Source organism: Nocardia puris (assembly GCF_036051655.1).
In the GTDB taxonomy this organism is placed as follows: domain Bacteria; phylum Actinomycetota; class Actinomycetes; order Mycobacteriales; family Mycobacteriaceae; genus Nocardia; species Nocardia puris.
Window position 1 is genome coordinate 7,235,782 of sequence record NZ_CP107943.1, and the last position, 18,688, is coordinate 7,254,469.

At 68.9% G+C, this 18,688-nt stretch carries 20 protein-coding genes; 13 read left to right on the forward strand and 7 right to left on the reverse strand.

Going from position 1 to position 18,688, the window contains the following annotated elements:
* Window positions 1–196: 196 nt before the first annotated feature.
* The 3 genes from OHB21_RS33570 (at window position 197) to OHB21_RS33580 (ending at window position 1,735) form a co-directional block, all read left to right on the forward strand.
* Window positions 197–823 (forward strand): TetR/AcrR family transcriptional regulator, encoded by a 627-nt coding sequence (locus tag OHB21_RS33570; RefSeq protein WP_067504261.1) that lies wholly within the window; start codon window positions 197–199, stop codon window positions 821–823.
* Window positions 820–1,161 (forward strand): DUF6204 family protein, encoded by a 342-nt coding sequence (locus OHB21_RS33575; RefSeq protein ID WP_067504263.1) that lies wholly within the window; start codon window positions 820–822, stop codon window positions 1,159–1,161. The genes OHB21_RS33570 and OHB21_RS33575 overlap by 4 nt, the downstream gene beginning before the upstream one ends.
* Window positions 1,162–1,360: 199 nt before the next feature.
* Complete coding sequence (locus OHB21_RS33580) at window positions 1,361–1,735, forward strand: YciI family protein (RefSeq protein ID WP_067504266.1); 375 nt, start codon at window positions 1,361–1,363, stop codon at window positions 1,733–1,735.
* A 128-nt stretch (window positions 1,736–1,863) separates the two neighbouring features.
* Here OHB21_RS33580 and OHB21_RS33585 read toward each other — a convergent pair whose 3' ends face one another.
* On the reverse strand, window positions 1,864–2,157 hold the full coding sequence (locus OHB21_RS33585) for a hypothetical protein (RefSeq protein WP_195142207.1): 294 nt from the start codon (window positions 2,155–2,157) through the stop codon (window positions 1,864–1,866).
* 348 nt (window positions 2,158–2,505) lie between these two features.
* Here OHB21_RS33585 and OHB21_RS33590 point away from each other — a divergent pair, with 348 nt between their 5' ends.
* Both OHB21_RS33590 and OHB21_RS33595 read left to right on the forward strand, forming a co-directional pair.
* Window positions 2,506–2,685, forward strand: coding sequence for a VOC family protein (locus OHB21_RS33590; protein ID WP_198161670.1), 180 nt, complete (start codon window positions 2,506–2,508; stop codon window positions 2,683–2,685).
* Window positions 2,673–2,912, forward strand: a complete 240-nt coding sequence (locus OHB21_RS33595) for a VOC family protein (RefSeq protein ID WP_232331643.1) — start codon at window positions 2,673–2,675, stop codon at window positions 2,910–2,912. Before OHB21_RS33590 ends, OHB21_RS33595 begins: the two co-directional genes overlap by 13 nt.
* A gap of 98 nt (window positions 2,913–3,010) precedes the next feature.
* Here the strand turns inward: OHB21_RS33595 and OHB21_RS33600 are convergent, their stop codons facing one another.
* Together OHB21_RS33600 and OHB21_RS33605 are read right to left on the reverse strand one after the other, a co-directional pair.
* On the reverse strand, window positions 3,011–3,535 hold the full coding sequence (locus tag OHB21_RS33600; RefSeq protein WP_067504274.1) for a hypothetical protein: 525 nt from the start codon (window positions 3,533–3,535) through the stop codon (window positions 3,011–3,013).
* Between the two features lie 366 nt (window positions 3,536–3,901).
* Complete coding sequence (locus OHB21_RS33605; RefSeq protein WP_195142206.1) at window positions 3,902–6,211, reverse strand: tetratricopeptide repeat protein; 2,310 nt, start codon at window positions 6,209–6,211, stop codon at window positions 3,902–3,904.
* A 138-nt stretch (window positions 6,212–6,349) separates the two neighbouring features.
* On the opposite strand from OHB21_RS33605, the gene OHB21_RS33610 reads away from it, so the two are divergent.
* The 5 genes from OHB21_RS33610 (at window position 6,350) to OHB21_RS33630 (ending at window position 11,079) form a co-directional block, all read left to right on the forward strand.
* Window positions 6,350–6,742, forward strand: coding sequence for a hypothetical protein (locus OHB21_RS33610; protein WP_067504279.1), 393 nt, complete (start codon window positions 6,350–6,352; stop codon window positions 6,740–6,742).
* Between the two features lie 22 nt (window positions 6,743–6,764).
* On the forward strand, window positions 6,765–7,661 hold the full coding sequence (locus tag OHB21_RS33615; protein ID WP_195125600.1) for a tetratricopeptide repeat protein: 897 nt from the start codon (window positions 6,765–6,767) through the stop codon (window positions 7,659–7,661).
* A gap of 206 nt (window positions 7,662–7,867) precedes the next feature.
* The gene (locus OHB21_RS33620; RefSeq protein ID WP_067504284.1) at window positions 7,868–8,932 is read left to right on the forward strand and encodes an SEFIR domain-containing protein; all 1,065 of its coding nucleotides are present in this window, start codon (window positions 7,868–7,870) and stop codon (window positions 8,930–8,932) included.
* A 123-nt stretch (window positions 8,933–9,055) separates the two neighbouring features.
* Complete coding sequence (locus OHB21_RS33625; protein WP_067504288.1) at window positions 9,056–9,898, forward strand: DUF1707 domain-containing protein; 843 nt, start codon at window positions 9,056–9,058, stop codon at window positions 9,896–9,898.
* A gap of 296 nt (window positions 9,899–10,194) precedes the next feature.
* Window positions 10,195–11,079, forward strand: a complete 885-nt coding sequence (locus OHB21_RS33630; RefSeq protein WP_195125599.1) for a hypothetical protein — start codon at window positions 10,195–10,197, stop codon at window positions 11,077–11,079.
* Window positions 11,080–11,105: 26 nt separating this feature from the next.
* Here OHB21_RS33630 and OHB21_RS33635 read toward each other — a convergent pair whose 3' ends face one another.
* Entirely contained in the window at window positions 11,106–12,650 is a 1,545-nt protein-coding gene (locus OHB21_RS33635; RefSeq protein ID WP_067504340.1) for an alanine/glycine:cation symporter family protein, read from the reverse strand.
* A gap of 328 nt (window positions 12,651–12,978) precedes the next feature.
* On the opposite strand from OHB21_RS33635, the gene OHB21_RS33640 reads away from it, so the two are divergent.
* A complete protein-coding gene (locus OHB21_RS33640) occupies window positions 12,979–13,509 on the forward strand; it encodes a GNAT family N-acetyltransferase (protein WP_067504343.1) in 531 nt (176 codons plus the stop codon).
* Here the strand turns inward: OHB21_RS33640 and OHB21_RS33645 are convergent.
* The 3 genes from OHB21_RS33645 to zapE all read right to left on the reverse strand — a co-directional run bounded on the left by OHB21_RS33645 (window position 13,506) and on the right by zapE (window position 16,278).
* Window positions 13,506–14,258, reverse strand: coding sequence for an alpha/beta fold hydrolase (locus OHB21_RS33645; RefSeq protein WP_067504297.1), 753 nt, complete (start codon window positions 14,256–14,258; stop codon window positions 13,506–13,508). The two genes, OHB21_RS33640 and OHB21_RS33645, sit on opposite strands and share 4 nt — an antisense overlap.
* A gap of 26 nt (window positions 14,259–14,284) precedes the next feature.
* Window positions 14,285–15,073 (reverse strand): tyrosine-protein phosphatase, encoded by a 789-nt coding sequence (locus OHB21_RS33650; protein ID WP_324192084.1) that lies wholly within the window; start codon window positions 15,071–15,073, stop codon window positions 14,285–14,287.
* Between the two features lie 185 nt (window positions 15,074–15,258).
* The gene (zapE, locus tag OHB21_RS33655; RefSeq protein WP_067504303.1) at window positions 15,259–16,278 is read right to left on the reverse strand and encodes a cell division protein ZapE; all 1,020 of its coding nucleotides are present in this window, start codon (window positions 16,276–16,278) and stop codon (window positions 15,259–15,261) included.
* Window positions 16,279–16,313: 35 nt separating this feature from the next.
* On the opposite strand from zapE, the gene OHB21_RS33660 reads away from it, so the two are divergent.
* Window positions 16,314–17,075: a pyrimidine reductase family protein gene (locus tag OHB21_RS33660; protein ID WP_113974914.1), complete on the forward strand. Its 762-nt coding sequence runs from the start codon at window positions 16,314–16,316 to the stop codon at window positions 17,073–17,075.
* Between the two features lie 32 nt (window positions 17,076–17,107).
* The gene (locus OHB21_RS33665) at window positions 17,108–18,670 is read left to right on the forward strand and encodes an alpha/beta hydrolase (protein WP_195125597.1); all 1,563 of its coding nucleotides are present in this window, start codon (window positions 17,108–17,110) and stop codon (window positions 18,668–18,670) included.
* The last annotated feature ends 18 nt before the right edge of the window (window positions 18,671–18,688 follow it).

The window sequence follows — 18,688 nt, forward strand, 5'->3', positions numbered from 1 at the left end:
ACCAGCCGAGAGCCGGCACCGGATACGACTCCCTGCAACACCTTTCGCGATGCCCACCCGCCTGTGGGGCGCGCGATCCGCACCCGGACGCAGCACCGAAGGATCACTCGTTCGCCGCGTTCGCCCTCCGAGCGGTCCTCGAGGGGACCATTCAGATACACATTGACATTCAGATACCACCTCGTATCCTGAATTCGTGAACTCGACCCCCGTCCGCCCGCCCAGGCTCACCCGCGAGGAAAGTCAGCGGGAGACCCGCAGGCGTCTCGTCGCGTCGGCGATCGAACTTTTCGCGCGGCAGGGCGTCGCCGCGACGTCCCTGCACGCCGTCGCCGAGCACGCGGGGTTCAGCAGGGGCGCGGTGCACGGCAACTACGCGGGCAAGGACGACCTCGCCGCGGCCGTCGCCGAGACGGTGGTGAGTGAACTCGCGCCGACGCTTTCGCGGATCCTGGCCGAGCGCGCGCCCAGCGGCGAACGGCTCGCCACTTACATTCGCACCTATCTGGAGTACTGCGCGCGGAACCCGGACGCCGCCGGAGCTCTGCTCGCGGTGGTCGAGTACTTCGGGCGCCGGGATCGGGGGTATTACCGCGACCGCGCGACGGACTCGCTCGACGAGCTGGTCACCCTGTTCGAGGAAGGCGGGCAGAGCGGTGAGATGCGCGTTTTCGACACGCGCACCATGGCTTTCGCGGTGCGCACCGTCCTGGACAGTGCCGCGATGCGATTGAGCGCCGGCCAGGTCGACGCCGAGCGGCTGACCACCGAGATCGTGGCGCTGTTCGCGGCCGCCACCCGCCGGGACGGGGCGTCGGCATGAATCGCACGTACCGCGTCACGGTCTGCGGCCGTTTCGCGAATCTCGATGCCGCCCAACGTGATCGGTTGCGCGCCGAGCAGGACGCGCACGACATGTTCGCCGCGCGGTTCACCCCGGAGGGCACGTTCCTGTATTCGCCGGAGTTGATCGGCTACCAGTTCCGCTACCTGCTCCAGGTCGCGGACGAGAGCCCGGAGGACGCCGAAGTCATCGCCCGCCTGCGCGCCGAGGAGCTCGCCGGCGCGGGGATGCGCGAACGCGGCTTGGACGGCCGGATCGTCGACATCACCGTCACGTGCGTCGAGGACATGCAGAGCCGAGCGAGGATGCGGCGATGACACTGTAGCCCCGCGGATCTGGACTCGCGCCGTCGGCCGACTGGCCGTGACCTCTCGGCGCCGAACACGCCAGGAACCTGTCGACTCCGAGCCGACCGTGATCACGTCCCCGGGTGACCGATGAGTTTCCGGCGCGGGCGAGGTCTGCACCGATGTCAGTATCACCACAGAACCCGCACAACCGAAAGCGAGAACCCCCATGACGCAATACTTCCTCACCGTCCCGCACGACACCGCCGAAGAGCCGACGATGGAGTCGATGCAGGAGTTCGATCCGGCCGAAATGGAGGCCTTGATGGCCGCCGTCGAGCGCTTCAACACCGACCTGAACGAGGCGGGCGCCTTCGTCACCGCCGGCGGCTTGCACCCGCCGTCGACCGCGATCACCGTCGACGCCACCGGCGACGAGCCCAAGCACGTCCCCGGCCCGTTCGTGGAGGCGACCGAATACGTCGGCGGCTTCTGGATCATCGAGGCGCCCACCCAGGAGAAGGCGCTGGCCTGGGCCGAGCAGGCCTCCGCCGCGCTCGGCTCCCGCATCGAGGTCCGCGCCCTGCAGGAACAGCCCGAATAGAGGCGGGCCTCGCCGCCTGGCTCGGGTTCGCCACCGCGGTGTGCGTGGTCTTCGTGGTTCTCGGCGTCTGAATCTCCGGGATGCACCGCGTCTTTCACGCAGTCGATCTCGGTGCCGCGCGGCGCTCGTCAGGCGGCGAAGACGGCGCGGACAACGGCCTCGTCGCCGTCGATCTCGGCCAGCCCGAAGGCGAGGACATCGCTCACGGTGAGCGCGCCGGCGGCGAGGCCGAGGATGTAGGCGGGGTCGGCGCGCAGGGTGGCATCGAGGGTGCCGCCGTCGTGCGGGCCGACCTCGAAACCGGAAGGCGCAGCGCGGAGTTGGTACGGCGGGCCGCCGATGTCGAGACCGACATCTGGGGCGACGCCGACATCGCCTTCCGCCCCCAGGAACGCGAACGCCTGGAATCCACCTTCCCCCACCACAAGACGGTCATCATCGAGGGCGCCGGCACGTATCCGGAATCCGACGCGCCCGAGGAATTCGTTGCCGCCCTTCAAGATTGGGCGGAGCTACCGGACACGGGTGCAGTCGATCGGTAGCGCGCCGATGGGCGGCCCTCAGAACGCAGCGCCCGGCCGCAGCCGCTCATCCCCGCCTGTGGCCACCTCTGATCGACGGATATCTCGTAGTTCGTGCGGTCGAAGGCTTCCAGCCCACCGATCGTCCGCCGACCGGCCAGCAGCGCCGCACGACCGCGGCGAGCTGGGCGACCCGGCAACCCCGGATTTCCACGCTGCCCCCTCGGCGAAGCCGTAGTGTCACCACCTGTGACCGGACAACCGATGTGGGTATCGAGCGTCACCCTCGCCGCTCCCAGCCCGAGTGAACTGGCCAGCTTCTACGAACGATTGCTGGGCTGGACCATCAGCACGCTGGAGGACCCGCGGCCCGGCGACCCTCCCGAGGCGGGGTGGGCCCAGCTACGAGCCCCGGCGTGCCCGGCCTGATGACCCTCGATATCGAGTACGAACGCCGGTACGTCCGTCCGACCTGGCCGAGTCAGGCTGGCCGACAACACATTACCGCCCACCTCGACCTACCCGTCGACGATCTCGATGCCGCCCAACGGCACGCCCTCGAGGCGGGCGCCACCCTCGCCGACCACCAACCCCAACCGGACGTGCGGGTGATGATCGACCCCGCCGGACACCTGTTCTGCCTCTTCCAGAACTGAACGACCGCACGGATCAGCTCATCGGAACGGCGGGGCCGACGCGCCGACCGAGCGAATCCTGCGCGTGGTTCCGCAAGCGGCCGAGTACCCCGTCGCGGTCACGACGCGAGCAGTCGGCGCCGCTCGGCCGTAAGCAAGTCGAACGCCTCGCGCACCTGCCGCACATACGCCTCGCCGGGATGTCGGACCAAAGTGGGCAGAACAATGCCGTCCGCTTCGGCGGCGAGGACGACTTCGAACGCGGCGACGTGGGCGCAGAACTGTCGCAGTGGTTCCGGCAGTTCGGATTCCAGCAAGAGGTCGGCGTGTTCGAGGATGAGGTCTCGCATGGCTCGATTCGCGGGCATCAGGACGAGGTCACGCCATCGGCGCCACTCGGGATCGGCGGCGTCGAACCGGCGCTCCACCCGTGGTGGCAGATGAGACTCCCGCAGCGCCTCCCAGGTCTGTTCGTTCGTTTCCATCAGCGCGCGCAGCGGTCCGTACAGGTCGGCGAGTTGGCTGCTGACACGCAGCAGTCGCGCCTGCCGCCGCTCCTGGCGTATCGCGCCGCGCTGAGTCAGCGCGTACGTCAGCACCGCGACGACAATGCTGGCGCCGGCGGCGATCACCGCGGTCACCATGACGATGTCCCGTGGCGGGTGGCACGCGGCAGTCCGGCGATCAGGTCACCGTGCCGCAACCGGGCAGATGTGGGCATGACGCCAGGCTAATCGCGCGCGAGCGCTCGTGGATCGTGCGCCCGCGCAGTCTTTTCCGGTGTTTTTCAGCGGTTTCCAACTGCTGTGGTCCGGCCCGTTCCGAGTGTGGCTTCCTGGGCTGGCAAACAGGAAGGAGACAGGCGATGGCCGAGGTTTGCCCGCAATGTTCCAAGAAGACCGGAATGGATGTCGGTGAGAAGGACCGCCAGGGCTGGCAGAAGTATCAGTGCCAGCTGTGCAAGTACGAGTGGAAGGCGCCGGCGCGGTAGCGTGACGCCGGGCGCCGGTTCAGTCGCCGGCGCTCGGCAACGCGGCCAGCCGCGCGCGTATCTCGTCCTGCCTGTCCCGGTCCCGCAAGGTGGTGTACCCGCTCAGCGCACGATTCCAGTGCATCCGGGCCGCGGGCCAGTTGGCTTGCGCCGCCGCGATCTCACCGAGGCCGACACAGCCGCGGGCCTCTTCGAGCAGACTGCCCGACCGTGATGCGAGTTCGGCCGCGCGCGAGAACATCTCGCTCGCCTGCCGCAGTGCGTCGAGCCCCTGGTAAGCACGCCCCAGTACGTTGTAGGCGATCGCCTCGTCGAGATGTAATCCGTGGGCGCGGAAAACCTCGAGCGCCTCCTGGACCATCGGCACCGCCAGCGCCCACCGGCCCATCGCTATCTCCATGGTGGCGGTGTCGCGGAGAAGGATGGCCACGTTCCTCGGTCGTCCGTTCGCGCTCAGGAACGCGAGCGCGTCACCGCTCTTGCGCCGCGCTTCCGTCAGCTCCCCCCGCAGGAACTGAGCCCAGGCGTCGTGCGCCAGCGCGACGTTCTCGCCGTAGGCGTCGCCGATCGTCCTGAACAGTGTCCCGGCTCGCTGGTAGCGCGCCGACGCGGCCTCGACGTCGCCGCTCATCACTTGGGCGAGTCCCAGATTGTTGGTGGTCACCGCCTCGGCGTAGGCGTTTCCCGCGCGTTCCGCCGCGGCCAAGGCGAGTTCGTGGGTCCGGGTCCACAGATCGATGTCGTGGGTGATGAACGCGAATCCCCGCACGGCGAACGCCAATTGCCAGCACTGTTCGTCACGACCACGCTCGAACGCCGTCCGCGCGGCGGCCAGCAGATGGCCGCGGTCGGCGGTCAATTGCGCCATGGCGTGGCGGTATTCGCGCATCGCGTGCCCGGTGTCGCGCGCCGCCGGGGACATTCCGGCGCGGTGCCGGTCGGGCGTGAGCAGACGATCCGCCGCGTCGGCGGTCGACAGGTAGTGATCCACCATCCGGTCGTGGATCCGATCGCATTCTTCCCTGGTGAGCGTCGTTTCGGCTCGCCGGCGTGCGAAAGACTGGACGAGGTCGTGGAATTCGTAGCGCCCGGCCCTCGGAGCCACGAGAAGATTGACCTCGATCAAGTGCCGAATCGCGCGGCGGACCACGCCGTGGTCGCTGTCACACAGGGCGGCCGCCGCCGCGATATCGAAGTCGGGGCCGCGCACGAGTCCGAGTGTCGTGAAGGTCCGCGCGTGCTCGGGTGCCAATCGCACCACCGAGCGTTCGAACAACGCTTCGAGATCGCGGTCTCCGTCGTGGAACATCTCGATGCCACCGGCATCGTCGTCGCTCGGCCACGGTTCGGTGCGCACGAACGCGGCGGCGATCCTGATGGCGACCGGCAGGCCCTGGCACCTGTGCGTCATTGCCTCGAGTTGCCGCTCGGACGGGCGGCGGTCTGCCCCCAGATCCGCGGTGAGCGCACGCACCAACGCCGCCGAATCACCCGGCGACAGTGGCGCTATGTGTATCCGCTCGGCGTCATCGAGACCGTTGAGGTTGCTCCGGCTGGTGACCAGCGCCCGGCTCTCGCCGTCGGTCGGCAGCAACGGCCGGATGTGGGCGGCGTCGAGCACGTTGTCCAGCACCATGAGCAGGCGTTGGCCGCGCAGCAAGTCGCGCAGCGCGGCGAAACGCTCGTCCGGCTGCGCGGGCACGGACTCGGGTGGCGCGTTCAGCTGGCGCAAGAGCTTGTCCGCGGCCTCGCCGGCCGGCATGACGGCGGTGTCGGCGTAGCCGCGCAGGTCGAGAAACAGGCACCCGTCGGGGAACGCCTTCTCCAGGCTGCGAGCGGCCCGCACCGCCAGGGCCGTCTTACCGACACCTCCAGCGCCCGACAGCACGCAGACAGCACTCGCGCCGGTGTCCGGTGCCGTCAGCAGGGTGATGATCCGCTTCAGCTCCGCGTCGCGGCCGAGTAATTGCCGTGTATCCCTGGGTAATTCGGCGGCATATGAGCTACGGCGCGGGTCCGCGGAACCACGCTCCCGCCGGGTCCGCCGGGCGATCTCCACGTCGTCACGCAAGGTCGTCAAACGCCCCACCGCGGGCCCGTCGAGATGCAGTTCGAAGAGCATCGACTCCAGCGCCGCCGGGGGCGGCAGCGTCGTGCCGTTGAGATAGGCGTACACGCTACCCAGCGAAATATTCAGCCGCCTGGCCAGTTTCGCCCGGCTGACGGCTCCGTGCTGCTTCTCAGCGTGCAGCAAGGCCTGGTTCAGCGCGGTGACGAAGTGCTCCAGAGCGGAATCGGGATCGACGACCTTTCGCCGCGAGCCGGCCATCATCACCTCCGTGGTCCGGCACGAGCACCCGTGCAGTGTATTCAAGCGCTTTCCAGATGTCCAGGAATGTCTCCTTTCGACCGTGATGCCCTGGACAGCGCCGCGGGCTGAGCCGCGGCCGGAGTTCAGGAGCTCACGATGGAAGCATTGCTCGTCCTCCTCGGTATCGCGTTCGCCGCCGTACTGGTGATCGCGTTCTTCTTCACCGTCGGTGCGAGGAAACAGATCGACACCTATGCGAAGGCGCCGTACAACCACGTAATCGATGTGGTACGGGACCATTTCGGGTCCGTGTGGTGGCGCGCGGTCGACGGACCCGGGGATTTGAACTTTCAGGCCCGAGGATTCGGCTTGGCCTCGGTCGGCAACGACAAGCCCGTCCTCTCGGTCACGGTGACCCAGATGGACAACGGAAACGTCAGCGTGGCCGTGTGGATGTCGTCCTGGTCCCAGCGGATGGGAATCGCGGGATGCTGCGACCGGGTATATCTCAAGCGACGCAAGTTGATTCAGAAAATCGACGCGCTCTGAGCACGACAGGCGGGACATTCTCATGGATCACAAGCCCCTACCCGACGACACGCAGCGCGACTGGACATCGATCGCGCACGAGTATCTCGACAGCGGCGACGGATTTCAGGCGCACATGGCCGCCTCCGAGGCGACGCATCGGCACCCCGGCGACGCGGAGGCATGGCATATCCGCGCCCAAGCCTCACTCGAATTGGACAACGGCAGCGATGCGTTGTTCGAGATCACCGAAGCCCTCCGGCTGAACGCCGACGATCCTCGCTTCCACGGTGTGCTCGGCGATGTGCATTGCGGCGCGCGCGATTGGGTGCGGGCTCGCGAAGCGTACGAACGCGCGCGGGCTCTCGATCCGGGCAACCCGCTCTATGCCATCGGCGTCGCGAACACCTACGTGGACAAGGACGTGGAGCTGGCGATTCCCCTCTACGAGAACGCCGTTCGGGACTATCCGGATGTGGCCTACTTCAAGGAGGGCCTGGCCGCCGCGCTCGCCGACTCCATCACCGATCAATGGAGCGAGTTCGCCGACGGTAGCCGGAGTATCACCAACGAAGCGCAACTCGCGTTCTCGCGGGAGACGCTGGCGCGGATCTCGGCGCTCGACCTGCGCGGCGAGGAACTCGCCGAGGTGCGCGAGCACGTCGGCGAGATACAGCGGCTGGTGGACCGCGCGGCCCAGGTGAAGTGGTACGGCTCCGACCACGTCGTAGCTTATCTGGCCGCCACCGGCGTGTCCGTGCTGACATTCCTCATCGCCCTCGGCTCGGGCAACGGCGGGCTCGCGCTGGTCGCCCTGGTGGCCGTCGCCGCGATCGTGACCGGTTACGTGATCCGCCATCGCATGCCGGATTGGAAATGGACTCAGCGCACGGTCTCCCAGAGCGTCCGGCGCACGGGCCGGCAAGTTTCCCGCGGTTAGCCGGCTCGAGAGGCTCATCCCGGGAGTGGAACGCGAGGACGCAGGACTCAATTCGAGAGCTTCGGCACGCTGTCTATCGACTTGCGCCGCAGTGGATTTCGATCCCACTGTGCCGATCCGGCCCACTGGACAGTGTCAGGTTTCAAACGAGCGAACAGGACGTAAGCTGTGCGCCACACGGCAACAATCCGGCACGGAGGACAGGCATGACGGGTGTCGGAGAACGAATTTCGTATCGTTCCGGGGACGAGCCACGCGTATTCGTCTCGTATTCGCACGACTCGAAGCAGCACAAGGAACTCGTCCGCCGGTTCGCGACCTTTCTGCGGACCGAAATCGGCGCCGATGTCCACTTGGATTGCTGGTACGACGCGGAGCGGCGCGATTGGTCGCTGTGGGCGATCGACCAGCTGTCGCGGGCGGACTTCGTGCTCGTCATCGCCTCACCCGACTACAAAAGGCGGGCCGAGGGATCCGAGCAACCGGACCGCGGCCGCGGCGCGCAGTTCGAGAGCGCGATGATCCGCAACGCGATCACACAGAACTTGGTCGGCGAGACGCGCCGAATTCTCCCGGTAGTGCTGCCCGGACGGTCGATCGACGAGATCCCCGTGTTCCTACTGCCGTACTCCGCGACCCACTTCGTGATCGACGAATTCACGCGTGACGGAGTGGCGGATCTACTCGCTGCCTTCACCGGCCGGGGCGAGCACCCCATGCCCGATCGCGGGCAGTGGATCGGCTCGCCATACACCGGCCCGGCGCCCACGTCGGTTTCCACACCGACGGCGCCGATCTCGGTGCCGGTGCGCAGGAAGGCCCGGCTGCTGACGACCGTACTGGAACCGGTGCGGCGCGGACCCGACCTGAGATTCGGCAGCGCGGACCTCGACGCCGAGCACTACGGGAACAGCATCGTCCATCGCTGTCCCGTCTTCTGTGGTGACCCGAGGAGCCCCATCGAATACAACCTCGGCCGCAGATATCGCGAATTCGAGGCTGTGGTCGGCATTCTCGATGATGCCGTGGATGTGAACCAGACCGGGCATTTCCAGGTCTTCTTGGACAACGAGCCCCGGCAACAGGTTCGGGCGACCTACGGCGAGCCGATCCGGATCCACTACGACGTCTCGCGCGTCCTTCGCCTCCGACTGGTCGCCTACCGGCCGGACACCATCGGCCCGCCGATGCTCGCGGGTGTCGCCGCCGCCATCGGCAAGTCACGGCGACTACCGGAACTCGCGTGGGGGGATCCGACCCTCTTCGAATAGCCCGACCGCTCCCCTGATCGACCGCGATTGCCCAGGGGCATAACGCGATATCTCTTGCGGAATGCCGAAACGGCGACGGCGAGGTCGATCCCGCTCGACACTATACAACGTAAGGCTACGACCATGAACGACAACCTCCAGCCGAGGATCGGGACCGCCGAACGCGAGCGCGCGTCCACGCTTCTCGAACAACACCTCTCCGCGGGCCGGATCGGTATCGGCGAATTCGACGAGCGGTCGGCGCGCATTCACGCCGCCACGACGCAGGCGCAGATCGACGCGGTGCTGGCGGACCTGCCCGCCACGCCGAGCAGCCCACGCCGATGGAAGCGGTACGCGGCGCCGGCCGCGTTCGGCGGCGCGCTGGTGGTCCTGGCCGCCGCGATCGCGATCGTCACACTGCGCGAACCACAGGCCCAAGAGGCTCCGACGATCGTCGTCACGACGATCGTGGCGCCGCCCCCGAGCACATCGACCACGACCGGAAGCGGTTCGCCGACAACGACACCCACGACAGCGACGAGCGGCTCGGCCACGACGCCCGATTCCGCGAGCGTCGTCGGGACGCAATACCTCGCCGACTTCCGAAGACTCGACGACAGCAACTATTACCGATTCAATACCGGTGCCGCGGCCGTCTCCGGTACGACCTACACCCGTTCGGTCATGATCAATCCGCGTGTCCGGATTCCCGGGTACGTCGAGTACGACCTCGCCCGGAAGTACACCCGCTTGGAGGGCATCCTCGGTGTCCGCGACGACGCGACCCCGAGCGGACTGTCCATGCAGTTCGAGATCTACGCGGACGGCGTCCTGATCGCCGGGCACTCCATCGAGATCGGCCAGACCATCCCGATCGACCTCGATATCACCAACGCCCTGCGGCTGCGCCTGCAAGTCACCAACGTCGATCGCGAAGGCAACGCGTACGCCGTGTTCGGCGACCTTCGCGCCACGCCGAAATGAACCCAGGTCCGACGAAACGGCCGATCGCGAGCGGGACATCGACTTCTCCGAGTGGGTGGGTGCGCCGGTGCCGTCGACAACGACGCGATCCGCGCGCTGGCGGAGAATCCGGCGATACGCACCGTGTTCGGCAAGCCGCCGGCGTTGGGTGATCCGGGTGGTTTCACGGTGTGGCGCACCGGGACTCCGGTGCTGGTCCTGGCTGCGGTGTGGGTGTCGCCGGCCGCGACGCGCGTCAGTCGTGGCGTGGCGGACGCGGCGCGATCGGAGCTGCTGCTCGCGGCCGGGTTCGCGCGGTGGATTCGGTGCGGGGCCTGCTTCGTGCGCTCCTGCTGGTGGCCGGGCTGCTGGGTGCGATGGTCGTTCTGGTCGTCACCGGCACCGCCGTGACAAGCGCGGTCGTGCACGAGACCGGGATATTCGGTGTCGCAGCGGTAGTCGCAGCGGTGGGGCTGCTCGGCGCGCCACTGTTGCCGACGCGGTCGGCGGCGGCTACGGCGACCGCGGCGCTGGTGGTGGGCGGTCTGCTGTCGAAGGTGACCGCCGAGGGCGTGCCCGCTCCGGCGTGGCTGAGAATCCCCTTCGCCGACCTCGCGGAGATCACCGGAATGGAGTCGGCGACCGGGCTGGCCTCGGTGATGTTCCGGCTGCTGGCGGAGGCGAGCGGGCTCTACGACGTGGGGAGGACCGCCGCGCTCGCCGCCGAGGAGACCGAGCGCCGGTGGACTCCGCTGTTCGCGCTGCTGCTGTCACGAACGCGCATCCTCGCGATCGAGGTCCAGGTCACCACCGTGGGCGTCGTCGTGCCGGCCGGTGTCGGGTTCGCGATGTGGGTCGGTGTGGTGATCGGCGGGGCGCCGCTGAGGTTCGCAGACGCCCTGGGCGGTGCGCTCGAGGCCGCCCGGTGGCCTGGCCAGCGCTCGGCGCCGCCGTCCTCGCATTCGGCCGGGTGCCCTGCGCCGTGGCTCCCGTCGGTGCGATCCCGGTCGCGAGCGATTGCTCGTCGGCGTGATCGTGCGCGGCAGAACCGCACCCTGCCAGGTGCGCGAACATCTCACCGTTCGCGCACCTGGCGGGCGTACCCGGCCGGGCCCCGCACCGGGTCGGTCTCACCACGCGGACCGGGGTCACGGCCGGACTGGTGGCCGGCGGGGTGCTCGGATTCGCGCGCCGGGACCTGACCCCACCTGCCCCGGCTGGTTCGGTCCTAGTTCCGGGAGGGCTCCCGGTCCTTTCTGCTGGAGGGCTCGTAGCTCTCCCAGAACGTCGCGCCGACGATGTTCAACGCCTTCGGATCGAAGACCGGATCGAGCCCGGACTTCTTCTGGCGCTCGTAATCGCGCAGCGCCTTGTAGGCGGGCTGCTGAAGGATGAGGATGCCGATGATGTTGAGCCAGGCCATCAATCCGACCCCGATGTCACCGAGCGTCCACGCTTCCGACGCGGTCGAGACCGCACCGACCACGACCGAGACCAGGATCAACGTCTGCAGCAGGATCGTGGTGTTCGACCCGATCGTGCCCCGGATGAGCGGGACCGGAGCGGGCCCGTACTTGCCGACGAGGAACCGCAGGTTGGTCTCGGCCATGTAGTAGTAGGCGATGATCGTGGTCAGGCAGAAGAACGCCAGCGACACCGCGATGAACGTCGACCCCGCACCGCTCCACAACGTGTCGAAACCGACCTGGACGAACGTCGGCCCGACCACCGCGTCCGAGGGCAGCGCACCACCCTCGGCGATCACCGCTCCCGACGCCGACTCACCCTCGTACACCCGGTACGCGCCGGTGGACAGGATCAGGAACCCGGTCGCCGAACAGATGAACAGGGTGTCGATGTAGACCGCGAACGCCTGCACGAAGCCCTGCTTGACCGGGTGGGAGACCTCGGCGGCCGCCGCCGCGTGCGGCCCGGTGCCCTGCCCCGCCTCGTTGGAGTAGACGCCGCGTTTGACACCCCACATGACTGCCGCACCGATGATCGCGCCGAACGCCGCGTCCGCACCGAAGGCGCTCGACAGCACGGTGCCGATGATCGAGGGCAGCTCCGACGCGTTCGCCAGGACGATCACCAGTGCGCCCGCGATGTAGAAGACCGCCATGACCGGCACGACGACCGAGGCGAACGCCGCGATCCGCTTCACGCCACCGATGATCACGAAAGCCAGCACGATCACCGTGCCCACCGCCACGGTCCACTCGGACACACCCCACGCGTTGTTCATCGCCGAGGCCATCGAATTCGACTGCACGCTGGGCAACAGCACGCCGCACGCCAGCACGGTGACCGCGGCGAACACGATCCCGTAGACCTTGAACAGTGGGGCGGCCTTCGTGTGCGCCATCGCCCGGCTCAAGTAGTAGGCGGGCCCACCCCGATACTCACCGGTCAACCGATCACGCGTCTTGTAGATCTGCCCCAGCGTGCACTCCACGAACGACGTCGAGGCACCGAGAAACGCCACGGCCCACATCCAGAACATCGCCCCCGGCCCGCCGAACGCGATCGCCGTCGCCACACCGGCGATATTGCCGGTGCCCACCCGTCCCGACAGCGACATCGTCAACGCCTGGAACGACGACACACCCGACGGGGACTTCTCCCCCCGAATCATCAACCGCACCATCTCGGGTACTTGGCGCACCTGGAGGAATCTCGACCGGATCGAGAAATAGACGCCCGCGGCCAAACACAGATAGACCAGGGCGTCGCTCCAGATGTAGCCGTTTATCGTGTCCAGAAACTCGGTCACCGCGCACTCCCTCGAACAGCCGACATCGGCGGTCATACTCGCACGAACGTGTTACCGAGGGATCACATTTGCAATCCTCGGCCACCTCACCGGGCACCCGCCGTCAATTCGGCCCCACCTTGCCGTCAGGGGTGCGCCCATGTCCGCGTGACACCAGCTGTGACTCGCCCGCCGTGACCGGATGCGCCGAACCCACCGCATCGCCGACGTCGCAGGCGCCGATCCCGCGGCGATGTGCCGGTGACCGAACTTGTGGCGCTCGTCTTCCGAACCCGGTCGCGGGGCGCTTTCACCGCCGGTCGTGTGCTCTTATGGACACATGAGCAACTTGCCAGTCATCGTCGACCGGGCGGGGTTGTGGGATGCCGAGGCCCTCAGTGATGTGGCGGCCGCGACGTTTCCGTTGGCCTGCCCGCCGGATGCGACGGCCGACGATATCGAGGTCTTCATCACCGAGGTGCTGTCCGGGGAGCGGTTCGGGGAGTATTTGAGCGATCCGACGCGGACGGTCTTGAAGGCGGTCGCGGGTGGGGAGATCGTGGGGTACGCGATGCTGCAGGAGGGGGAATCGCCCGAGCCCGAGGTGGCGCGGGCGGTGGATCTGCGGCCGGTGCTCGAGGTCAGCAAGATGTATGTACTGCCGGGGCATCACGGGACGGGGGTGTCGACGGCGCTGATGAAGGCCGCGCTGGAGCAGGCGAAGGCTGGGAACTACGCGGGGATGTGGCTCGGGGTGAACCAGGAGAACAAGCGCGCGCAGCGGTTCTACGCCAAGCACGGGTTCGAGACCGTCGGCACGCGCACGTTCACGGTGGGCAACCGGATCCACCACGATTTCGTGATGCGGCTGGTGTTCTAGCGCGCGAAATCGGCCAGGGCGGCGCCGAATTCGGGGTTGGAGACGGCGGTCATGTGATCGCCCGCCACGGTCACGAGGCGTCCGTCGGGCAGGGCGGCGGCCAGGCGGTCGGGTTCGGCGGCCAGCGGGTCGTCCACGCCGGCCAGGACCAGCGTGGGCACGGTGACGTCGTCCAGGGTGCTGATGGGGGCGGCGTCCAGGCCGGTGACCACGGCGTCGATGGCGTCGAGGTCGGCGCGCACGGCGTCGGCCAGCAGGCGGAACGCGCGGGCCGCGGGCGGTGCGTCCGTGCCGTCGCCGGTCATCGCGACGCGCAGTTCGTCGAGCTGGACCACGCGCCGGTCGACGCCGCCGCAGTCGATCACGCCGGATCCGATGCCGCCGACCGCCAGCCGCCCCACCCGCTTGTCCTCGGCGGCCACCAGCAGCGAGATGATCCCGCCCATCGAGTAGCCCACCTGGGTGACGTCGGCGAGGTCGAGTTCGTCGTAGAGGGCGCGCACGTCCTCGGCCATCGCCGACCACGAATACCGTTGCGCGTCATGGGGCTTCTCGGAACGGCCGTGGCCGCGCGCGTCGAGCGAGACGATCCGGCAGCCGGTCTCGCGCAGCGCGTTCACCACGCCCATCGCCATCCAGTTGGCGTTGGTGTCGGCGACGAAACCGTGCTGCAGCACCACGGTGCGGCCATCGCCCTCCCACTCACGGTAATGGAGTGTCAGACCGTCCCATGTCTCGAATGTCGCCATGCCGGGATGGTAGCCGCGCGGGCGGGTCAGGCGAGCATCTTCGCGCGCAGCGCGCTCACTTCCGCATCGGTGAGACCCAGTCCGTCACGCACGTAAGCGTCGAAATCGCCGTAGACGCGCTCCACTTCGTCGAACGCGGCGTCCAGCCACTCCTGACGCACTCCGTTGAGCGAATCCTCCGGCGTCGCATTGCGATACACGTTCGACAGCAGGTAGTCCTCGGTCACCGTCGCGCGGTCCACACCGAGCACGGTGAGCAGCACCGCCGACGCCCAGCCGGTGCGGTCCTTGCCCGCGGTGCAGTGGTAGAGCACGGCGCCGTCGGTGGTGAGGATGTCGCGCAGCACCGAGGCGAAGGCGGCGTTCGCGCCGGGCAGCGTGACGAACGCCCGGTACAGATCGTCCCCGCCGGTGAGGGTGGTGACCAGCACCTGCGGCGGCGCCTGGCCGATCACGTCGTCCCAATTGTCTTGCGCGCCCGCCGGAATACGGTCCGGGGCGATGGCCCGTTCGAAGACGGTGCGCAGATCGTCGACCACCCGCACGTCGCGCGCGGCGAGCACACCGAGGTCGGCGTCGGTCGCCTTGTCCAGCTGGCCCGTGCGGAACACCAGACCCGTGCGCACCCACCGGCCGTCGACGGTGCGGTAGCCGCCGGCGTCGCGCGCGTTCTGCACACCGGTCAGTCCCAGCGACCGGTCGGCGGCGACGGCGGCGGGCGGTGCGGCGGTCGCGACGGTGAGCGCGGGACCGAACGCGACGGTCAGACCGCACAGCGCGACGAGCGGTGCGCGCAGAGCACGGGAACGGAGCACGGGCATCCTTCGGTCGGGGCCGCCTGGGCGGCACGGGTTCGGTCCAAGGGCCTTTCGACTACTGCCTGTCGAGCGGCCCCGTCGACAGGCAGCCGATTCCGCCTGGATTCTGCCGGGCCGCGCCGAATCCGGAGCAACCGGGAGGCAACCACCGCGCGACATGCCGTGGTCCGGCGGGAAACGAATCAGGCGGTGGCGGCCTCGAACCGGGAGAGCGCCAGCAGCCGGGAGATCGCGCGCAGGTACTTCTTGCGGTAGCCGCCGTCGAGCATCTCCTGCGAGAAGATCTCGTCGAGCTTGGCGCCCGACACCGTGACGGGCACGCTCGCGTCGTAGAGGCGGTCGGCCAGCACCACGATGCGCAGCGCGACGGCCTGATCGGTCACCGGGTGCACGCCCGCGATGAACACCGCCGACAAGCCCGCGATCAGCGCGCCGTACTTCGACGGGTGCAGCGTGCTCAGGTGCTTCAGCAGCGTGTCGAAATCGTCCAGCGTGGAACCGGGTGTGGCGGCGGCCTTTTCGGCCAGCGCCTCGGGCGAGGTGGGCTCCGGGGCGGGCGGCAGGTCGCGGTGGCGGTAGTCGGGGCCGTCCACGCGGACCGCCTCGAAGATCGCGCCCAGCTTCTTGATCTCGCGCATGAAGTCCTGCGCGGCGAAACGGCCCTCCCCGAGCTGGCCGGGCAGCGTATTGGAGGTGGCGGCGATCGACACGCCGCGCGCCGACAGTTCGGTCAGCAGCCGCGACACGAGCATCGTGTCGCCCGGATCGTCGAGTTCGAATTCGTCGATGCACAACACGCTGTTGGCGGACAGGCGCTCGACCGCGTTATTGAAGCCGAGCGCACCGACCAGGTTGGTCAATTCGCCGAAGGTGCCGAACGATTTCGGGGCGGGCGCGCTGTGGAAGATGGAGGCCAGCAGGTGGGTCTTGCCGACGCCGAACCCGCCGTCCAGATACAGGCCCGCGCCGCTGACCTGCTTCTTCTTACCGAACAGGCCCTTCTTGGCCGACGCCTTGTGGATCTTGGCGACCTGGCCGGAGAACGCCTCGGCCTTGCTCACCGCGGCGGCCTGGCTGGGCTCGGCGGGATCGGGGATGTAGGACCCGAAACTCACCTCGTCGAACATGGGCGGGGGCACCATCTGGGCGACGAGCTGGTCCGCCGGAACCTCCGGATGGCGATCGACAAGGCGTTCTTGCATGTGCGAAGCCTAATGACGTGGTGTGATCTGATTTCATGCAGCGTATCCCCAATGCGATCCAGCTCACAGACCTGAGCTCCGAGGAGCTGGCCGAGTTGTACGCGTACCCGGCCGAGCCCGACGCGCCCTGGGTGCGAGCGAATTTCGTCACCAGCATCGACGGAGCCGCGACCAGCGAGGACGTCACCGCGGGCCTGGGCACCCCGGCCGACAAGACGGTGTTCATGCTCCTGCGCGATCTGGCCGATGTGGTGCTGGTCGGCGCGGGTACGGTGCGCGCCGAGAACTACGGCGGCGCCCGCACCGACGCCGCCCGGCGCCGCGCGCTGCACGAGCGCGGGTTCGGCGGGCACCCCGACGGCACGCCGCCGCCGATCGCGGTGGTCACGGCGAGCGCGGCGCTGGACCCGGGGTGCCGGTTGTTCACCGACGCCGCCGTGCCGCCGCTGATCCTCACCACCGCCACCGCGCCCGCCGATCGCAAACGCGCACTGGCCGAGGCGGGCGGCGAGGTGATCGAGGCGGGTGGTGTCGCGGTGACGCCGAAGGGGTTGCTGGGGGTGCTGGCCGAGCGCGGTCTCCCGCGCGTGCTGTGCGAGGGCGGGCCGCATCTGTTCGGCGAACTGCTGGAAGCCGACGTGGTCGACGAGTTGTGCGTGACCACCGCGCCGCTGCTCGTCGGGGGCACGGCCCGGCGAATCTCGCTGTCGGCGCACGAGTTCCGCCGCCCGCTGCACCGCGCGCACGTGCTGCTCGACACCGACGGCACGGTACTGACCCGATGGGCCCGTCGATGAAACACGCGCGCGAACCTGGCAGGCTGTAGCGCATGCGTTGGACTCGCGCCGCCGTGCTCACCGCGGCTCTCTCGATCCTGGTCGCCGGCTGCGGCGCGGGCCCCTCCGACCGTCCCGGTGTGGCGGTGGAGCATCCCGCCGTGGGCGGAGGCGGCGAGACCACCGACGCCACACCGCCCCCGCCGCCCCGCGCGACCGCGCCGAAATCCGATCTGAGCTGGCGCGACTGCACCGAGTCGACGCTGCGCCTGCTCGGGCTCGGCCCCGCGCCCGCCGGGCTGGTGCTCGAATGCGCCGAGTACTCCACGCCGATCGACTCGGCGGGCACCGTGCTCGGCAACTTCCGCAACGGCGCCATGCGGGCGAAGCTGGCGCAGACGCCCGCCGACGCGCCGCCGCTGGTGCTCACCTCGGGCTCGGACCGCTCCTCGACCGCCACACTGGCAGGTCTCGCCGTCGGCCCCGCGGGCGTGGGCGTGCTGGCGAACCGCCCCGTCGTGGCGGTGGACCGGCGCGGAATCGGCACGTCGCAGCCGATCGACTGCCTGCCGCCGGAACTGCGCGATCCGCTGGCCGATAACGCCCAGTTCGGGCCGGGCGCGGGCGATCCGGTGCAGGCGATGGCCGCGCTGAGCCGGGACTCCACCATCGCCTGCCGCGACTTCCTGCAGCCCTACGAGAACACTTTCGACGCCTCCCACGCCGCCGACGACATCGAACAGCTGCGCAGGCAGTGGGAGGTCGAGCACATCGACCTGCTGGGCACCGGCAACGGCGCGCACGTGGCGCTGAACTACGTGCGCAAATTCGGCGACCACGTGTCGCGGCTGGTGCTCGACTCCCCCGAGGCGGTCGGCACCGACGCCGTCACCGCCGAGGAGCAGCGCCTGCAGGGCGCGGAGGCGGCGCTCACCGCGTTCGCGCAGCGCTGCGTGGGCGTCGGATGTTCGCTCGGGCCCGATCCGCGCGGCGCGGTGGCCGATCTGGTGCGCCGGGCCGGTGCGGGCGAGCTGGGCGATATCTCGGCCAACGCCCTGCTCACCGCGATCACCGGCTTCCTGGGCAGCCCGCGCTCGGATCAGGCCGATCGTGTCGGCGAACTGGCCGACTCGCTCTCGGCGGCCGGACGGGGCGACCGCGCCGCGCTCGGCGCGCTGATCCTGCGCGAATCGGCGGCCACCGCCAGCGACGGCCAGTTCGTGAACCGCTGCACCGACACCCAGCAGCCGCCCACCGCCGCCAAGGCGACCGAGCTGATGCGCGACTGGGGCGAGAAGTTCCCGGTGTTCGGGCGTTCGGCGGCGCTGGCGCTGCTGGACTGCTCGGCGTGGCCGGTGTCAGCGACGGCAACGCTGCCGCAGCGGATCGCGGTCCCGGTGCTGGTGCTGGGCGGGGTCGCCGACCCGGTCGTGGGAGCGGACGGCGCCTCCTCGGTCACGGGTGCGCTGGGTGTCGCGGGCGCGCGGCACGCCACGGCGCGCTGGCAGGGCTGGGGCCATCCGGTGGTCAACCATTCGGGATGCGCCCAGCGGTTGCTGCAGGACTACCTGGCCGAGGCCCGGCTGCCCCAGGACGGCAGCGCCTGCCCGGCCTGATCACTCGAGCCGCTTCCG